Below are 15,600 nucleotides of genomic sequence, written 5' to 3' on the forward strand. Positions count from 1 at the left end.
TGCAGTCGTCTTTTCACGATGGTACGAGAAAGACAAAGTTATTAATGCAGCTTTGGATTATACAATAGAGGTGGGTTAAAAAACTCTTTGAATTTTCAGGCCAAGTGGCTATATTAATAGATACTCGGGATGAAAACATCTCTATGTATTTATCCTGTTTACATCAATGCTTTTAGCCGTATTCCTTGCCCGGACTCGGTTAAAAGCATTTTTTTATCTGTTATTTTCCGTTCACCTCCTTTATAGTTTCTTTAACAGAATTTCTCTTAATCATAGTAGTAGGTAACAAGATGCTTTTTGAGGAAAAAATACGGTTAGTTTCGATTTGATCAAACAAGAGTCGCATGGCCATTTGACCCAGCTCAAAATTCTTTTGTTCTACCGTTGTCATCGGCGTTTTAAGAAATTCAGAGTAGGGTTGTTCATCAAAAGCGACCATGGATATATCATCTGGTATGCTTAATCCTTCTTCATAAAGGGCGCGCAGGACACCAAGAGAGATGAGATTGCTCATAGCAAAAATAGCAGTGGGAGGTAACTCATTTCGTAATAGTATTTTGGTTTCAAAATACCCGTTCTGATCGCCGAAACTATCTCCAACGATCAGGGATCTATCCACTTCGATATTATTGTCCTTCAGTGCTTGAGTATAGCCTCTGATTCGTTCTTCATTCGGGACCGTTCCGGGTATACCCTGAATGACGGCAATTCTTCGATGACCACATTTAATCATATAATTTACGGCATCATAGGCACCCTGAAAATTATCCGAACCCACATACGGCAAATCAGAATTGAAATAATACCGATCAATCACAACGACAGGTGTACCGCCTTTCTGAAAGCTCTCAAGAGCCTGAGAATTCAGTCCGACAGGAGCGACAATCAAACCATCTACTTTACGATTCTGCATTAAAATGAGAGAATCCTGTTCAAGTTCTTCATTCTCCTGTGAATCACACAGCATAATTGAATAGCCGTTTTTACGTGTAAACCCTTCCACACTTTTTGCAATACTGGAAAAAAAATGATTGGAAATATCGGGGATGATTAGGCCTATTATCAAGGTTTTTTGCATCCTGAGGCCGCGAGCCATAGGATTAGGAATATAATTAAGTTTTCTGGCTTCGGAGAGAATGCGTTTTTCGGTTTGCTTGCTGATGCGATATTGAGTGGCTTTACCATTGAGCACTCGCGATACAGTGGAAGGAGAAACAGTACAATTATTTGCAATGGTTTCGAGATTCACATGATTGTTATCCATCAATACTCCGTTCTGTAGGCACAATATTGCTCAATCCTTTGAGCAAACATACAAATTTTTTATTTCTTTGTCAATGCTTTTTTAAATTATTTTGATGTATTTCTAAAAATATTAATACAATTCTCCAGAACGACAAGCCATCGAGAACACAAACAATGGTTAAGCGTTTATTTTTTATACATTAATAATCAAATTAAATACTTTCCCTGTTCGGGTACTTTTATCGGAGATTTTCGAGTAATAAATGATGCATAATGAGCAAGTTCCTCAAGGCTGCAAAAACATTGCACTCGTAAAATAAACACCGACAATCATCATCTATTTTGCACAATCCATTGTTTCAAAGCTCCAGTTGGATATTTCAAAGCTCAAACTCCATAGCTCAAATCCGTGTACGTGCACAATCTCCACGCCACAGGGGTCAGATAAATGCTGACAGCCAATAGCTAACGGCTAAATCTCACTCCTCTATTTTGTGATTTAAAAGGAAAAGTATCCCCTATGTTTTCATATCGTGCGGCTATGGCGGAATCTGCGGACTATGAGCGATGCGGAGCATCACCGTCTGAATCATGCAAGTCGGAGCCGACAGACGTTCCCGGCCTAAATCGGGAACGAGATAATAGCAACGCCTCCGTTGGGGCCCGGACCGCCGATAAAAGTCAATAGTGAACACAACCGCAACCGTTCAAGCGTGACAAATTACCAGACAATTTGTATCAAAGGTAGCAGTTAAAGGCAATTAATAATGAATAATGCAGAATTAAGATGTTAAAAAACAAACATCATATTAATGAAGGCAAATTTCTTTTTAAGGAGCAACTCGAATGAATGAGCGTATTTCAATCAATCCTCAAATATGTCACAGCAAGCCCGTCATCAGTGGAACACGGGTTTGGGCAAGCACCATCCCGGGAGCACCTGGCCGGTGGTAATACGTTCGAGGAAATACTTGAAGATTATCCGACCCTTCTCACGTGAGGTTATTCTGACAGCATTGCAGTTTGAAAGTTTTAAGAAAATCCAGTATCAGTTCGTCTTGTTCGTTTTTGTTCGCTGCTTAAACTAAAATCAGCAGCCGATAGTAATTAAAAACAAGTAGCGGCGCAGGGATTCGAACCCCGGACACGTGGATTATGATTCCACTGCTCTAACCAGCTGAGCTACGCCGCCGGTTCTGATCAAGTCTTTTAATGTATTTAAATTTTTTATAAAGTGCAAGAATTTTTTTATCCCGCATTGTTGTTTTTTTACAACAATTCCTGCAGCGGTGTAAAGCTGATCTCGGACCAGGATTCGACACGGGTGTCTGGAGAATCCTTGATTTCTTTCAATTTGTCCAGATTAACGAATCCGCCCCAGGAGATCTCGGCGTCCATGGCATTGACGGCTTTGTCGGTTTCAACGATAAACAACAGTCCGAAATGCACCTGGCCGACTTGGGTCAGATCATCGTTGATGTATCCGATCAGTTTGGGCTCATCATAGTCAAGCAATCCGATTTCTTCCTCCAGTTCACGTTTGAGACTGGTCATGATCGGATCGCCGTTTTCAGAATCAATGTGATCAATATGCCCGCCGATGCCCCAGGACCATTTGCCGCGCAGGCGGTTTTCATGATAATTTTCATCACCGGCGCGCTGATAGGCAAATACTTTTTTTTCATCAGGATTGACGATCAACACATAGGCAATCGGCTGCTTGTACTCCGGATTTTCCTCCATATCGCCGCGTCGTTTGTACAGATAGTTTTCCTGAATGCGGCTGTAATAATCAACGCGGCCGGCATCGGAAAATCCCTGAAATCCGGAATCGCCGAACAATGTTTTGCGGTCGATGACCAGGATTTGTTTGTCAAATTTATTCACGACTCGCCCTTTATTTTATCGTCCAGTTCCTGTTTCCGGTCTTCAAATCCGGGTTTGCCCAGCAGCGCAAACATATTTTTCTTATACGCTTCCACACCGGGCTGGTTGAACGGATTGACATCCAAAAGCAGACCGCTCACCGCGACGGCAAATTCAAAGAAATAAAACAATTGTCCCAACACATATTCATTGCGTTCGGGCACACTCAGCGTCATATTGGGGAGGTCGCCTTCATAATGCGCGTACTTTGTTCCGAGATAGGCTTTTTGATTGACCGCATGCAGATCCTGTCCGGCCACAAAATTCAGTTGATCCGGATCGCCCTCTATCTCTGGAATTTTAGTATCAGATGTTGTCTTGTCCAATGTTAAAAACGTTTCAAACAAAACCCGTTCACCTTGCTGAAAATACTGTCCCAGTGAATGCAGATCCGTGGTCAGATTTGCGGACGTGGGATAGATTCCTTTATTTTCCTTGCCCTCACTTTCGCCGAACAATTGCTTCCACCATTCGCCGATATACTGAAAATAAGGTTCAAACGCAGACAGGGCTTCAACCTTTTTACCTTTTTCATACAGTAGATACCGGGCGGCAGCATACGTCAAAGCCGGATTTTCCAGGACATTATCATTTTCTTTACAGAGCGTTGCCATATCCTGCGCGCCTTTGAGCAGCTGCTCAATATCAAATCCCGCTGCAGCAATGGGCAACAGTCCCACCGGCGTCAAAACAGAAAATCGACCGCCCACATCATCGGGTATCACAAACCTGCGGTATCCTTTGGCTTTGGCAATATCATGCAGAATGCCCTTGTTCGCATCCGTGGTCGCAATAATACGCCGTTTCAGTTCTTCCTCCGAACAGGATTCGGACAACACCCGGCGCAGCAGACGAAAGGCCACAGCCGGTTCCGTGGTGCCGCCGGATTTTGAAATGACATTCACATACACGTCCTTGTCCTGAATATAGGAAAACAGGGAATCGGTATAGTCACCGCTGATATGATGCCCCAGAAACAACACATTTTTTGCAGCAAACGGTTCGGCCAGAAACTCAATGGCCGCACGGGCGCCCAGATAACTGCCGCCGATGCCGATGCTGACCATCCCATCCGAATGATCACGGATTTCCGCTGCCAGGTCCTTTACCCGGTTCAGTTGTTCAGCTGCATCAAAAGGAAGTGAAAGCCAGCCGAGAAAATCATGGCCCTTGCAGGTTTTGTTCCACAGGCTTTGATGTATAGCCCGAACTTTATCCTCAAGTTTGGACAAATCCGACTGTTTGATATAATCGTCCAAAAGCTGAATATTTAATTTAAAGCGAGTGTTCATGATCAATCCTATTGTTAATCAATCAAATTTGTTCCTGGTCGGAATGAGATGTTTCAGTTTTCTTATGATGGCGAATTTTTTTCCATTTCCAGCCCATCAGGATTCCGGTGATCCGTCTGCGCCAGCGTTTTTTCGAGGCCCAGCGCTTCAGACGCGGAAACCGGGTGGCCGTTTCGTGCTCATGACTGCCGCGTTCACGCATTTTAACCGAGCTCAGGATACTGTCTCTTCTATCACGCTCTTCATCCAGCAACTCGGAAGAGGTAACAATGCCTTTTTTCACCAACACTCGCACCATGGAAGCTGTTGATATTTCACCGGCAAAACCGAAATCCGGTGTGGTCACCTCTTGTTCCTGCAGATCAGACTGTTCGCCCATGTTTTTAGTCCTTTTGCTCATTTTATTACAAATTTTGCAATGAGATACCCCAAAATCAGCCACAAAGGGATAGAAATAATCAGCGCCCGGTTCACACCTCTCAGCACCGGCAGGCGCTTGATATGGGTGTGATGTTTCAGGCAGCGTTCGATACGGATTCTGAATTCGCTTGAATTAACCGGCTTGACCAGATAATCATCTGCGCCGGCTTCAAGGGTTTTAGCAGCCGTTTCTTCGGATGCATCTCCGGTCAGGAAAATAAAAGGACATTGCGGGTCCAGTTCCCGCAGCTTTTGCATAAATTCGAAACCGTCCATTTCCGGCATACGGATATCCGCAATGACGAGATTAAAATCATTCCCGGAAAACGTATCAAGCGCTTCATGGGCGCTTTGCGCTCCCCTAACCTCATATCCCCAGGATACCAGCAAATCAGACAGCATCTGAATGACCTGAGGCTCATCATCGACGATCAGTATTTTTTTCTTTTTCCGGCTCATAGATTACGATATTAGAAACAGACGCAGGGATATTTTTTTAAAGATATAAATTTTTGAACACAATTCAAAATCATATCCAGTCTTTCAGAATCTAATTCCGATTATTATGAAACATGTCACGGGCGCTTTTCGCGTCAAATGCATCGGATTGTGAATGGCGGGGACAAACCGCATGCTTGACGCTTGTCTGGATATACATCATCTTTGTCAAATTAAGAGGTTTGGGAAAAATATCAAACGTGTGTTTTAAGGTCCGAAAAGAGTTCGGCATGGTCTTTAAATCGGTGAACAAAAATATTGCAGTGCAACTGCGTTGCAGTACAACGGGATACTCTTTCTGCAGATTCTGAAACAAATCAGCATCAGACAGAAACACATCAAAATTCGACTGCTGAAGCTGCAGAACAGCGGCCTCTGCGGTGGATACTGCTTTGCAGTGATGGGAATTTGCTTTTAATAAAAATCTGCAGATGCGAATATGGGCTTTGTCCTGGTCCAATAATAAAATACGCATAAAGTCTCCGATTAATGACATCTTTTTCATTACCAAAATCATGCCAGAACAGTCCACATTAAAAAGCTATGTATATCAATATGTTACAGAAATTTTCAAGCAGAAATGACCAGCAATGAGCCATAAAACAGGCAAGATGAGGCCATTTTTACCCATCAAATTGCAATCTGTGAAATTTTTTGTTGCTATTTTGATAAAATTTTCAATATCTTGTAATATGAATCCTGCCAAGATTTACAAACAGATCAACCGGATATATCCCGCTCGGGATCGCCTGATCTGTAATTCCACAGAAAATCACAGCCGTATATTGTCCTGTTTGATTCACCTTAAAAAGAGGATGCTGCCATGAATATTGATGTCGAACAATTAACCGTCCGGGCCCTTTTGCAACGCAGTTTTGAGGAATACGCTGATTTTCCCGCTTTGAGCATAGTGGGTGAAAAACCGTTCACCTATATGCAGGTCCGTGAGCGCGCTGTTGAAACCGCTATGAGGCTGTTAAACCGCGGCGTTAAAAAGGAGAAAAAGTTATTATTTTGGGAGAAAACAGTCCAAACTGGGTGATTGCCTACTGTGCTGTCGAATACATCGGCGCTGTGGCGGTCCCCATACTGACCGGATTCCCGGAATCGGATATCCGCCACATTATACGTCATTCCGAATCTGTCGCTGCCTTTGTCGCTGAAAAACACATGGACAGTGTTGAAGAAATCGATAAATCCAGTCTGCACACAATTTACACGTTGGAAGATTTTACAGAAAAGAAATTAAAGCAAAACACCGCCAAAGAACTTGAAAAGCATATCCAGTCATTTTTAAAGCAAAAAGGCAGAAAACCCAAAGACGAAGATCTGTTGGAACACTATAAACCGGAAGAGGACGAATTAGCGGCCATTATTTATACCTCGGGAACCACAGGACACTCCAAAGGTGTCATGCTGACTCATAAAAACATTGCATCTGATGTTGTAAATTCCATCAAGCAATTCCCTATTGATCATCAGGACCGCTTTTTATCCATTTTACCGTTATCCCATACCTTTGAATGCACAGGCGGTATGATGTGTCCTCTGTCCGCGGGTTCCAGCATCGCTTACATGAGCGGACTCCCCACTCCGCAAAAGCTTTTATCCGCGATGGCTACCGTACAACCCACCGCTGTTCTGACTGTGCCGCTGGTGATGGACAAAATTTACCGCAAACGCATTTTACCGCAAATCCAGGAAAAAGCGGTAATCGGAACATTATACAAACTGCCGTTTTTCCGTAAAAAGCTCAACAAAGTTGCCGGCAAAAAACTGCACGAAACGTTTGGCGGCAAACTGCGCTTTTTCATGTTTGGCGGCGCAGCGCTCAACGTTGATGTGGAAACGTTTCTCCGCGATGCCGGCATCAGCTATTCCACCGGTTACGGCATGACCGAGACCTCTCCCATTTTGACCATCAACCCGTTTGGCAAGGTCAAAGTGGGATCATGCGGTCAGACAATCCCCGGCATCGAGATCAAGATTCACGAGCCCAATCCGGAAACCGGCGTCGGAGAAATTATCATCAATGGTCCGATTGTCATGCAGGGGTATTACAAAAATGAAAAGGAAACGGAACGTACGTTTCTCGACAAGGAGTGGCTGCGCACCGGCGATCTGGGATATTTCGATCCGGAAGGATATCTGTTTATCAAGGGAAGATCAAAGAATGTGATTGTGGGGCCGTCCGGCGAGAATATATATCCTGAAATCATCGAACAGGAGCTCATGCAAAGTCCGTTTATTCAGGAAGTCGTCGTCTACCAGTCCAAGGGACGTCTGCTGGCTCTGGCCTATCCGGATTACGATATGATCGATCAAGAGATTGACGGTAAAAAGGAATCAGAAGAAACAGAGTCGCGTATCGAAGATATTCTGGACGAGGAACGCAAAAAAACAAACGAACGTCTTCCACATTTTGCCGCGGTGAGTAAAATCTTTGAACAGCGGGAACCGTTTGAAAAAACCCCGACGAATAAAGTCAAACGGTATCTGTATATTCCCAAGAACGATGTGGAGTAATTACACAGTATGGGTTCGGTTCGCTGCCCGTCTCGATCGGGCAGCGAACAATACGAAATTGGTCAAACAAAAAAGATATATTTACCGGTTCGTCGGATTTGGTTTGTTCGTTGCTGAAAATCAGGAGCAACGGACAAATCATTCTATTTGCTCTGATGCTTCTGCAGCATTCTCAATAAAGTTGGGTACTCTTTCAATATCAAATCCGGTTGCACGATTTGGAAAATTGATCAAAACGCCCAATTCATATCCTGTTGCTTTAAGATAGTTCAAAAGCTGAGCTTTATGAAACTGTGCAATATGTTCTGCACATTTCAGTTCTATGATGATCTGGTCATTAACAACCATATCTGCACAATACTCACCAATTGTTTCACCTTTGTATTGGACCTCAATCGGTTTTTGTGTTTCTACTTTTGAATCCCCTGTTGATCAATTCAATGCTCAAAGCCCGTTCATAAATTTTTTCCAGAAAACCATTGCCTAATATTTTACGGATTTCGATACAGGCCTTTTTAATTTTGTAGAATGCTTCTTTTTGAATTAATCGCATGTTTCCTCCCTAATTTACAAGTGATTTTATAATTTTCAGTATAATTATCCCCGGTTCGGTTGTTCGTTGCTAAAAATCAGGAGCAACGAACGACTCGAACGACACAAACTATGAAAAATACACCTGCCAGTTCGTCTCATTCGTTTTGTTCGTTGCTGAAAATCAAGAGCAACGAACGACGCGAACTATGAAAAAACACACCTGCCAGTTCGGATAGTTCGTTTTGTTCGTTGCTGAAAATCAAAAGCAACGAACGACGCGAACTATGAAAAACACACCTGCCAGTTCGGATAGTTCGGTTTGTTCGTTGCTGAAAACCAAGAGCAACAAACGACTCGAACGACACGAACTTAAAAAAATACACCTGCCAGTTCGGATAGTTCGTTTTGTTCGTTGCTGAAAATCAAGAGCAACAAACGACTCGAACGACACAAACTTAAAAAAACACACCTGCCAGTTCGGATAGTTCGGTTTGTTCGTTGCTGAAAACCAAAAGCAACGAACGACTCGAACGACGCGAACTATGAAAAACACACCTGCCAGTTCATCTCATTTGTTTTGTTCGTTGCTGAAAATCAAGAGCAACGAACGACTCGAACGACTCGAACTTAAAAAAATACACCTGCCAGTTCGGATAGTTCGGTTTGTTCGTTGCTGAAAACCAAAAGCAACGAACGACTCGAACTTAAAAACACACCTGCCAGTTCATCTCATTCGGTTGTTCGTTGCTGAAAACCAAAAGCAACGAACGACGCGAACTATGAAAAAACACACCTGCCAGTTCGGATTGTTCGTTTTGTTCGTTGCTGAAAATCAAAAGCAACGAACGACGCGAACGATGAAAAACACACCTGCCAGTTCGGATAGTTCGGTTTGTTCGTTGCTGAAAACCAAGAGCAACAAACGACTCGAACTTAAAAACACACCTGCCAGTTCACTCATTCGGTTGTTCGTTGCTGAAAACCAAAAGCAACGAACGACTCGAACGACGCGAACTTAAAAAATACACCTGCCAGTTCGGATAGTTCGGTTTGTTCGTTGCTGAAAACCAAGAGCAACAAACGACTCGAACGACTCGAACTATGAAAAACACACCTGCCAGTTCGGATAGTTCGTTTTGTTCGTTGCTGAAAATCAAAAGCAACGAACGACGCGAACGATGAAAAACACACCTGCCAGTTCGGATAGTTCGGTTTGTTCGTTGCTGAAAACCAAGAGCAACAAACGACTCGAACGACTCGAACTATGAAAAACACACCTGCCAATTCGGATAGTTCGTTTTGTTCGTTGCTGAAAACCAAGAGCAACAAACGACGCGAACGACTCGAACTATGAAAAACACACCTGCCAATTCGGATAGTTCGTTTTGTTCGTTGCTGAAAACCAAGAGCAACAAACGACGCGAACGACTCGAACTATGAAAAACACACCTGCCAATTCGGATAGTTCGTTTTGTTCGTTGCTGAAAACCAAGAGCAACAAACGATTCGAACTTAAAAAAACACACCTGCCAGTTCATCTCATTCGGGTTGTTCGTTGCTGAAAACCAAAAGCAACGAACGACTCGAACTATGAAAAATACATCTGCCAGTTCATCTCATTCGGTTTGTTCGTTGCTGAAAATCAGGAGCAACAAACGACTTGAACTATGAAAAATACATCTGCCAGTTTGTCATTCGGTTTGTTCGTTGCTGAAAATCAGGAGCAACAAACGACTTGAACGACACGAACTTAAAAAAATACACCTGCCAGTTCATCTCATTCGGTTGTTCGTTGCTGAAAATCAAGAGCAACGAACGACTCGAACGACACGAACTTAAAAAAATACACCTGCCAGTTCGGATAGTTCGTTTTGTTCGTTGCTGAAAATCAAGAGCAACAAACGACTCGAACGACTCGAACTATGAAAAAACACACCTGCCAGTTCGTCTCATTCGGTTGTTCGTTGCTGAAAATCAAGAGCAACAAACGACTCGAACTATGAAAAACACACCTGCCAGTTCGGATAGTTCGTTTTGTTCGTTGCTGAAAATCAAAAGCAACGAACGACTCGAACTATGAAAAATACATCTGCCAGTTCGGATAGTTCGTTTTGTTCGTTGCTGAAAACCAAGAGCAACAAACGACTCGAACGACACGAACTTAAAAAATACACCTGCCAGTTCGGATAGTTCGTTTTGTTCGTTGCTGAAAATCAAGAGCAACAAACGACTCGAACGACTCGAACTATGAAAAACACACCTGCCAGTTCGTCTCATTCGGTTGTTCGTTGCTGAAAACCAAAAGCAACGAACGACTCGAACGACTCGAACTTAAAAAAATACACTTGCCAGTTCGGATAGTTCGTTTTGTTCGTTGCTGAAAATCAAGAGCAACGAACGACTCGAACGACACGAACCTAAAAAAACACACCTGCCAGTTCGGATAGTTCGTTTTGTTCATTGCTGAAAATCAAAAGCAACGAACGACACAAACTTAAAAAAACACACCTGCCAGTTCGGATAGTTCGTTTTGTTCGTTGCTGAAAACCAAGAGCAACAAACGACTCGAACGAGAAAAACATATACCCATTGTGCGTGAAACTTTCAGACCTTTCCGCAGCAATTCTTGAATTTTTTACCGCTGCCGCAGGGACAGGGTTCATTGCGGCCGGCGGTGTACTGGGCAGCTGCCGGAGGTGAGACGGGTTCCGGTTGCGGCGCCGGGTGTTCATTCAGGCGCTGTTCATACTGCTGCTGCCGCCACTGCGCAGCCAGCCGGCGTAAATCCTGATCCGCGTGTTCGAAAAAGCGTTTATAAGCTTCGCAGAAATGATTCGAGCCGCGGTCGCGCGGATCACCCTGACGGTCCTTGGGACAGCCGCCGCGACAATGCATCAGCCAGGGACAATCCACACATTCCGGCGGCAGCTGCGCTTTAATGGCGCCGAACTCATTTTGACGCGGAGAATTGAGCAGATCGATCAATTTATCTTCCAGCACATTGCCGAGCCGCCACTGCGGATCAACAAAGAAATCACAGGAATACACATCGCCATTGTGCTCCACCACCACATAAATGCCGCATTCCTTGAGCAGCGTGCATTCCGGCGGCTGCATGCCCACATAAGTATGAAACACGGAATCAAAAAACCGCACCGAAGTGGTGGGCTGACCGGCGCGGAAATCGGATTTCCACAGGTCATACAATTTGATGAAAAAGTCGCCCAGGCGCTCGGCATCCACTGAATACGGCGCCGAACGCGCCGGATCCGTGGGATGCGGTTCGACAATGGGAATGAACTGCATGAAATTGATATTGTGCGCTTTGTGATAATGGTAAATCTCTTCCACATAATCGACGGAATAATTATTGACCACCACCAGAGCATTGACCTCCACGCCTTCATGCAGCATCACATCCCGGGCGCGACTCACACGCTCCCAGCTGCCTTTGCCGCCGGGGAATTTCCGGTATTTGTCATGAATGTGCTGTGGACCGTCCAGGGACAGTCCGACCAGAAAATGCGCATCGCGCAGAAACTGCGCCCAGCTTTTGTCAATGAGCACACCGTTGGTTTGCAGGCCGTTGCCCACCACTTGACCGTCACGTCCAAACCGCACCTGATATTCAACCGCGCGTTCGTAAAACTCGCGCCCCATCAGCGTGGGCTCGCCGCCCTGCCAGCCGAACGACACCTGCTGTCCGCCCTGCCACATCACCTGTTTGATCATGTGACGCTGGATGCGGTCACTCATGCGATGTACCGGCTGTTCTTTGAACAATTCAGCTTTTTTCAGATAAAAACAATAGTCGCAACCCAGATTACAGTCCGGGCCCGCGGGTTTGATGAGGATTGATGAGAGTGGTTTTTGCTGCGGCATGAGATGTCTTTCGGTTCTTATTCATACGTGTTTCAAAATTATGCTATTTTTTCTTTTAATAAACTTTTATCTACATCCAAAGTATAAGACAATATCGTATTAATATCCATCTTTTTAGAGGCGTTTAATATTTCAATCCCAATCAATTTTCCTTCAGATGTCGTATCAATATTTATTCCTTCCCGGATTTCAATAACACCATCCGCATTTTGATTTCCGAGTTCCAAATAAAGAGCATCAACTTTTTCGTCATAATGTATTTTCATTGCTGAATTCCTTTCTTTAAAGGATAAACTGTGATAATAGTAGCATCATCCTTTTCTACTGACAAGACTATTTTAATTGGATATTCAAATCCAGCCAGTTCTTTTATAACTATATTTTCACCTTCTGTCAATTTTAAATCACTTAATAATAACTCTATTTTTGATTGGTGTATTTTGTAAAGTTTTGCTCTCCTCTTTGCATGTCGAGAAAAATGTATTCTCAAATTTGAATATCCTTTTCATTAAAAAATTACATAATTTTTTTACTTTCACGAAATAACACTATTCATGGGGATAATCAGTTTTGTAATCTGCAAATTCTTCATCCAAATGGGACATAGAAGCCGTATACAATTCTTTTAACGCAATCTCTAGTGATTCACCCTTATTTTCAAAAGCATGTTTCAACTTTAAGAAATGAATAAAGTCAAGTACCTCGTTTAAAATATCAGGTGATAAATCATCGGCTTCTTTTACAACAAGTTCTTTTATATTTTGTTTTTGCATTTCTGTACTCCAACTATTCAATGTATCTGATCTTTTTCCTAAACAACAATATAGAAAAAAACACAGTAAACTGCAAAATTATTAAAATCAGAGTGGCGGTTTACAAGGGATACTATTCATACCGGCAAAAGGGCGGACGTGTTCCGATGACTATTTAAAACATTAGTTCACGAAAAAAACGAGATCATCCGAAAAACGATGATCAAAATAATGACGGCTCAGTGCAGTACCACCGGTTAGATAGAACGGCGTTTCTGCAGCGTTGACGCGTTTCAGCGCTCCATCCTGAAAAGGATACAGGCTCTCCCTGTAATATTTTTCGTATGATTTCATAATTTTCGTTGATGCGCAAACCGCATCTTTTTGATCAGGTCCGGTGTCAGGTTTTTTTTCAAAAATGTTTTCCCAAACAAATCCAGGATATCATAAAAAGGCAATTGTTGTAAAATACGCAATAATGCACGCTCCTGATTCAGCATTCCAACAGCAGAATGTTCACCCAGAGCGATGTTGTAAAAGACGACAGGATCAATGTCATAATCCCAAAGTATGGGCTGTATTGTTTCTTGAATGTATTTTGTATTGATACCGGTCATGAAAAACACAGTATAGCGTTTATGTATTTGTAAGAATAAATTCCTGCGATCATTTTACAGCAATCATTAAGACACAATGTGTCTCATACACATTCTGTCTTGTTTTTGCGCAATAGTTTGCGTTTGATCCAGTACAGAAACAGAGGGTCGGTTACTGTATACTGCTTGTTCCTTTTTTCAATGATACCATTCTTCTCAAATCGTTTAATGGCACGTGCCACATTGACATGCTTTGTATTAATTTTACTATATATTTTTTCGCGATTTTCGGCCAATGCCACGAGCACAGCAACATTCTCCCGACTTTTGCTCAGTTCCTGCCAAAGGGTCTCAATGTAATTGATTTCAACCCACATAGCAGATTCAATATAATCCGCAATCTGCGATGCCTTTACAGTCCTCTCTGTCGCATGTTCCAGTTCAATTTGCTGACAGATCAATTGCGTGTAATACGGATGACCTCCGGTAAAGTCAAGGATGGTATCCAGACTTGCCTGCTCTACATTGATCTGAAGGCTTTTAAAAACATGACTCAAATAGGTTTTAAAAGCTGATTTTTCAATACACCCCAACTTTATAATTCGGGCAAACCGATAAAAGGGGGCATGAGAAGAAATAAACAAATCATTCATAACCGATTCATAGCTGCCGGAAAAAATATAGGTTGCCTGTTGTTGTTGAATTTTCGCGCGAAAAAGCTTTATAATTTCAGTCCCATCCAATTTTTGCAAATCGCCAAATTCGTCGAAAATGCAGACCATATCATGTTGATGGCGGACGGCAAAGTCATTTATAAAATCGACACTGGCGGATAATAGTTTATCAGGATCCTTGTGACGATCCGCAAATGAAAGAATATAGTCAAACTCTTCAATGGTCTGTTTGAATTCAATATGTCTGAGCAATTCGCTGATATTATCCTTGAATTTGTTAAACAGTGAATCCAGTTTTTATTTTGCAAAACAGATTCAGTGATTTTTTCGGCCAATAGTTCCTTATTAGGCGTTGAGAAAAAATCAATGTATCCGGAATAGACTTTTGTATCATCGAATCGTCTCAAAACCTCCAATAATACTGATGTTTTTCCAAAACGCCGCGGCGCCACCAGCACCACACTCTGCCCTCTGCTCGTGAGATGCATTATTTGTTGAACGATCTGTTTCCGTCCGACGAGCTGGTTCCCCGTCACCGGTTTGCCGGCTAAAAATCCTTGTAAAGTATTTGATTGTTTAGAGTGTGTCATGGTAAAATTTAAAAATTGTTATTTTGATCGCAGTCTTGGTTATTCACCAAACGCAGAGGCCGGCAGAGACAACAAAGGCCGTTGAGCCGGAAACGAGGCATAACAGTTTCATCTATATATGGCTCAGCATGCTCTGGTGTTTTCAAACCAAAAGTAAAAGTTCGATTCAAATAAAAATGCTGGGCACGTATTACAATATAAAACAATTAACTTTAACTGCAAAATGAAAAGGGAGTTGGGGGCCGATGGAAGGAGAAAAAGACCGGCAAAGGAATGAAAAAATGATTAAAGGTAACAAAAATGTGGCGAGGACGAAAGCAAAACAAAGTTGAGCTCGTTATTCAAAGGAAACCACCTGAAATCCGCGTTTAAAACCTGCTATTTTATTTGAAAAACGCAAACAAAATCCCCAACAACGCCCCGACCTGACCGATCCAGAAAATAAACATCCATTTGATAAGGTCGGCGCGGGTGTGCTCAATTTTTGAGTCCAGGCGTTTTTCTACATCGGCAATTGTCACATTAACTTTGCCGATCTCTTCGGTCATCCGCTCATTGACTTTGGATAGTTCGGTGGTAATACGATTATCCAGACGTTGTTCTGTCTGTGCAATCGCCAGTTTCAGATTACCAGTTTCTTGAGTGATGCGTTCATTGATCATTGC

Annotated in this window: 19 protein-coding genes and 1 tRNA gene; 3 read left to right on the forward strand and 17 right to left on the reverse strand. The window is 42.8% G+C overall.

Annotation, left to right across the window (positions count from 1 at the left end):
• Window positions 1-220 precede the first annotated feature (220 nt).
• Window positions 221-1,264: a LacI family DNA-binding transcriptional regulator gene (locus tag U5R06_15930; GenBank protein MDZ7724246.1), complete on the reverse strand. Its 1,044-nt coding sequence runs from the start codon at window positions 1,262-1,264 to the stop codon at window positions 221-223.
• 827 nt (window positions 1,265-2,091) lie between these two features.
• On the opposite strand from U5R06_15930, the gene U5R06_15935 reads away from it, so the two are divergent.
• The gene (locus U5R06_15935; GenBank protein MDZ7724247.1) at window positions 2,092-2,199 is read left to right on the forward strand and encodes a DUF433 domain-containing protein; all 108 of its coding nucleotides are present in this window, start codon (window positions 2,092-2,094) and stop codon (window positions 2,197-2,199) included.
• Between the two features lie 164 nt (window positions 2,200-2,363).
• Here U5R06_15935 and U5R06_15940 read toward each other — a convergent pair.
• From U5R06_15940 to U5R06_15965, 6 genes are all read right to left on the reverse strand, one after another.
• Window positions 2,364-2,437 (reverse strand) — tRNA-Met (locus U5R06_15940).
• Window positions 2,438-2,514: 77 nt separating this feature from the next.
• Window positions 2,515-3,132 (reverse strand): NUDIX domain-containing protein, encoded by a 618-nt coding sequence (locus U5R06_15945; protein ID MDZ7724248.1) that lies wholly within the window; start codon window positions 3,130-3,132, stop codon window positions 2,515-2,517.
• Window positions 3,129-4,463: a glucose-6-phosphate isomerase gene (locus U5R06_15950; protein ID MDZ7724249.1), complete on the reverse strand. Its 1,335-nt coding sequence runs from the start codon at window positions 4,461-4,463 to the stop codon at window positions 3,129-3,131. The genes U5R06_15945 and U5R06_15950 overlap by 4 nt, the downstream gene beginning before the upstream one ends.
• Window positions 4,464-4,485: 22 nt before the next feature.
• Window positions 4,486-4,842 (reverse strand): hypothetical protein, encoded by a 357-nt coding sequence (locus U5R06_15955; GenBank protein ID MDZ7724250.1) that lies wholly within the window; start codon window positions 4,840-4,842, stop codon window positions 4,486-4,488.
• Between the two features lie 17 nt (window positions 4,843-4,859).
• Window positions 4,860-5,342, reverse strand: a complete 483-nt coding sequence (locus tag U5R06_15960) for a response regulator (GenBank protein MDZ7724251.1) — start codon at window positions 5,340-5,342, stop codon at window positions 4,860-4,862.
• A 91-nt stretch (window positions 5,343-5,433) separates the two neighbouring features.
• Window positions 5,434-5,856 (reverse strand): hypothetical protein, encoded by a 423-nt coding sequence (locus tag U5R06_15965; protein MDZ7724252.1) that lies wholly within the window; start codon window positions 5,854-5,856, stop codon window positions 5,434-5,436.
• Between the two features lie 348 nt (window positions 5,857-6,204).
• Here U5R06_15965 and U5R06_15970 point away from each other — a divergent pair, with 348 nt between their 5' ends.
• Together U5R06_15970 and U5R06_15975 are read left to right on the forward strand one after the other, a co-directional pair.
• On the forward strand, window positions 6,205-6,423 hold the full coding sequence (locus tag U5R06_15970) for a hypothetical protein (protein MDZ7724253.1): 219 nt from the start codon (window positions 6,205-6,207) through the stop codon (window positions 6,421-6,423).
• Window positions 6,396-7,907 carry an AMP-binding protein gene (locus U5R06_15975; GenBank protein MDZ7724254.1) on the forward strand — a complete coding sequence of 504 codons (1,512 nt, stop codon included), beginning with the start codon at window positions 6,396-6,398 and terminating at the stop codon, window positions 7,905-7,907. Before U5R06_15970 ends, U5R06_15975 begins: the two co-directional genes overlap by 28 nt.
• Window positions 7,908-8,045: 138 nt before the next feature.
• Here the strand turns inward: U5R06_15975 and U5R06_15980 are convergent, their stop codons facing one another.
• The 10 genes from U5R06_15980 to U5R06_16025 all read right to left on the reverse strand — a co-directional run bounded on the left by U5R06_15980 (window position 8,046) and on the right by U5R06_16025 (window position 15,597).
• Window positions 8,046-8,303 (reverse strand): GxxExxY protein, encoded by a 258-nt coding sequence (locus tag U5R06_15980; GenBank protein ID MDZ7724255.1) that lies wholly within the window; start codon window positions 8,301-8,303, stop codon window positions 8,046-8,048.
• Window positions 8,299-8,460 carry a GxxExxY protein gene (locus U5R06_15985; GenBank protein MDZ7724256.1) on the reverse strand — a complete coding sequence of 54 codons (162 nt, stop codon included), beginning with the start codon at window positions 8,458-8,460 and terminating at the stop codon, window positions 8,299-8,301. Before U5R06_15985 ends, U5R06_15980 begins: the two co-directional genes overlap by 5 nt.
• Before the next feature lie 2,585 nt (window positions 8,461-11,045).
• Window positions 11,046-12,323, reverse strand: coding sequence for an anaerobic sulfatase maturase (locus U5R06_15990; protein ID MDZ7724257.1), 1,278 nt, complete (start codon window positions 12,321-12,323; stop codon window positions 11,046-11,048).
• A gap of 38 nt (window positions 12,324-12,361) precedes the next feature.
• Window positions 12,362-12,589 (reverse strand): DUF2283 domain-containing protein, encoded by a 228-nt coding sequence (locus tag U5R06_15995; GenBank protein ID MDZ7724258.1) that lies wholly within the window; start codon window positions 12,587-12,589, stop codon window positions 12,362-12,364.
• Window positions 12,586-12,813 (reverse strand): hypothetical protein, encoded by a 228-nt coding sequence (locus tag U5R06_16000; protein MDZ7724259.1) that lies wholly within the window; start codon window positions 12,811-12,813, stop codon window positions 12,586-12,588. The genes U5R06_15995 and U5R06_16000 overlap by 4 nt, the downstream gene beginning before the upstream one ends.
• Window positions 12,814-12,871: 58 nt before the next feature.
• Window positions 12,872-13,096: a hypothetical protein gene (locus tag U5R06_16005; protein MDZ7724260.1), complete on the reverse strand. Its 225-nt coding sequence runs from the start codon at window positions 13,094-13,096 to the stop codon at window positions 12,872-12,874.
• Between the two features lie 162 nt (window positions 13,097-13,258).
• Complete coding sequence (locus U5R06_16010) at window positions 13,259-13,429, reverse strand: nucleotidyl transferase AbiEii/AbiGii toxin family protein (protein MDZ7724261.1); 171 nt, start codon at window positions 13,427-13,429, stop codon at window positions 13,259-13,261.
• Complete coding sequence (locus tag U5R06_16015; GenBank protein MDZ7724262.1) at window positions 13,426-13,692, reverse strand: hypothetical protein; 267 nt, start codon at window positions 13,690-13,692, stop codon at window positions 13,426-13,428. Before U5R06_16015 ends, U5R06_16010 begins: the two co-directional genes overlap by 4 nt.
• A gap of 83 nt (window positions 13,693-13,775) precedes the next feature.
• Window positions 13,776-14,597: a hypothetical protein gene (locus U5R06_16020; GenBank protein MDZ7724263.1), complete on the reverse strand. Its 822-nt coding sequence runs from the start codon at window positions 14,595-14,597 to the stop codon at window positions 13,776-13,778.
• A gap of 721 nt (window positions 14,598-15,318) precedes the next feature.
• Complete coding sequence (locus tag U5R06_16025) at window positions 15,319-15,597, reverse strand: hypothetical protein (GenBank protein ID MDZ7724264.1); 279 nt, start codon at window positions 15,595-15,597, stop codon at window positions 15,319-15,321.
• Window positions 15,598-15,600: the final 3 nt, after the last annotated feature.

It is taken from the genome of candidate division KSB1 bacterium (assembly GCA_034521575.1).
Lineage (GTDB): Bacteria > Zhuqueibacterota > Zhuqueibacteria > Residuimicrobiales > Krinioviventaceae > JAXHMJ01.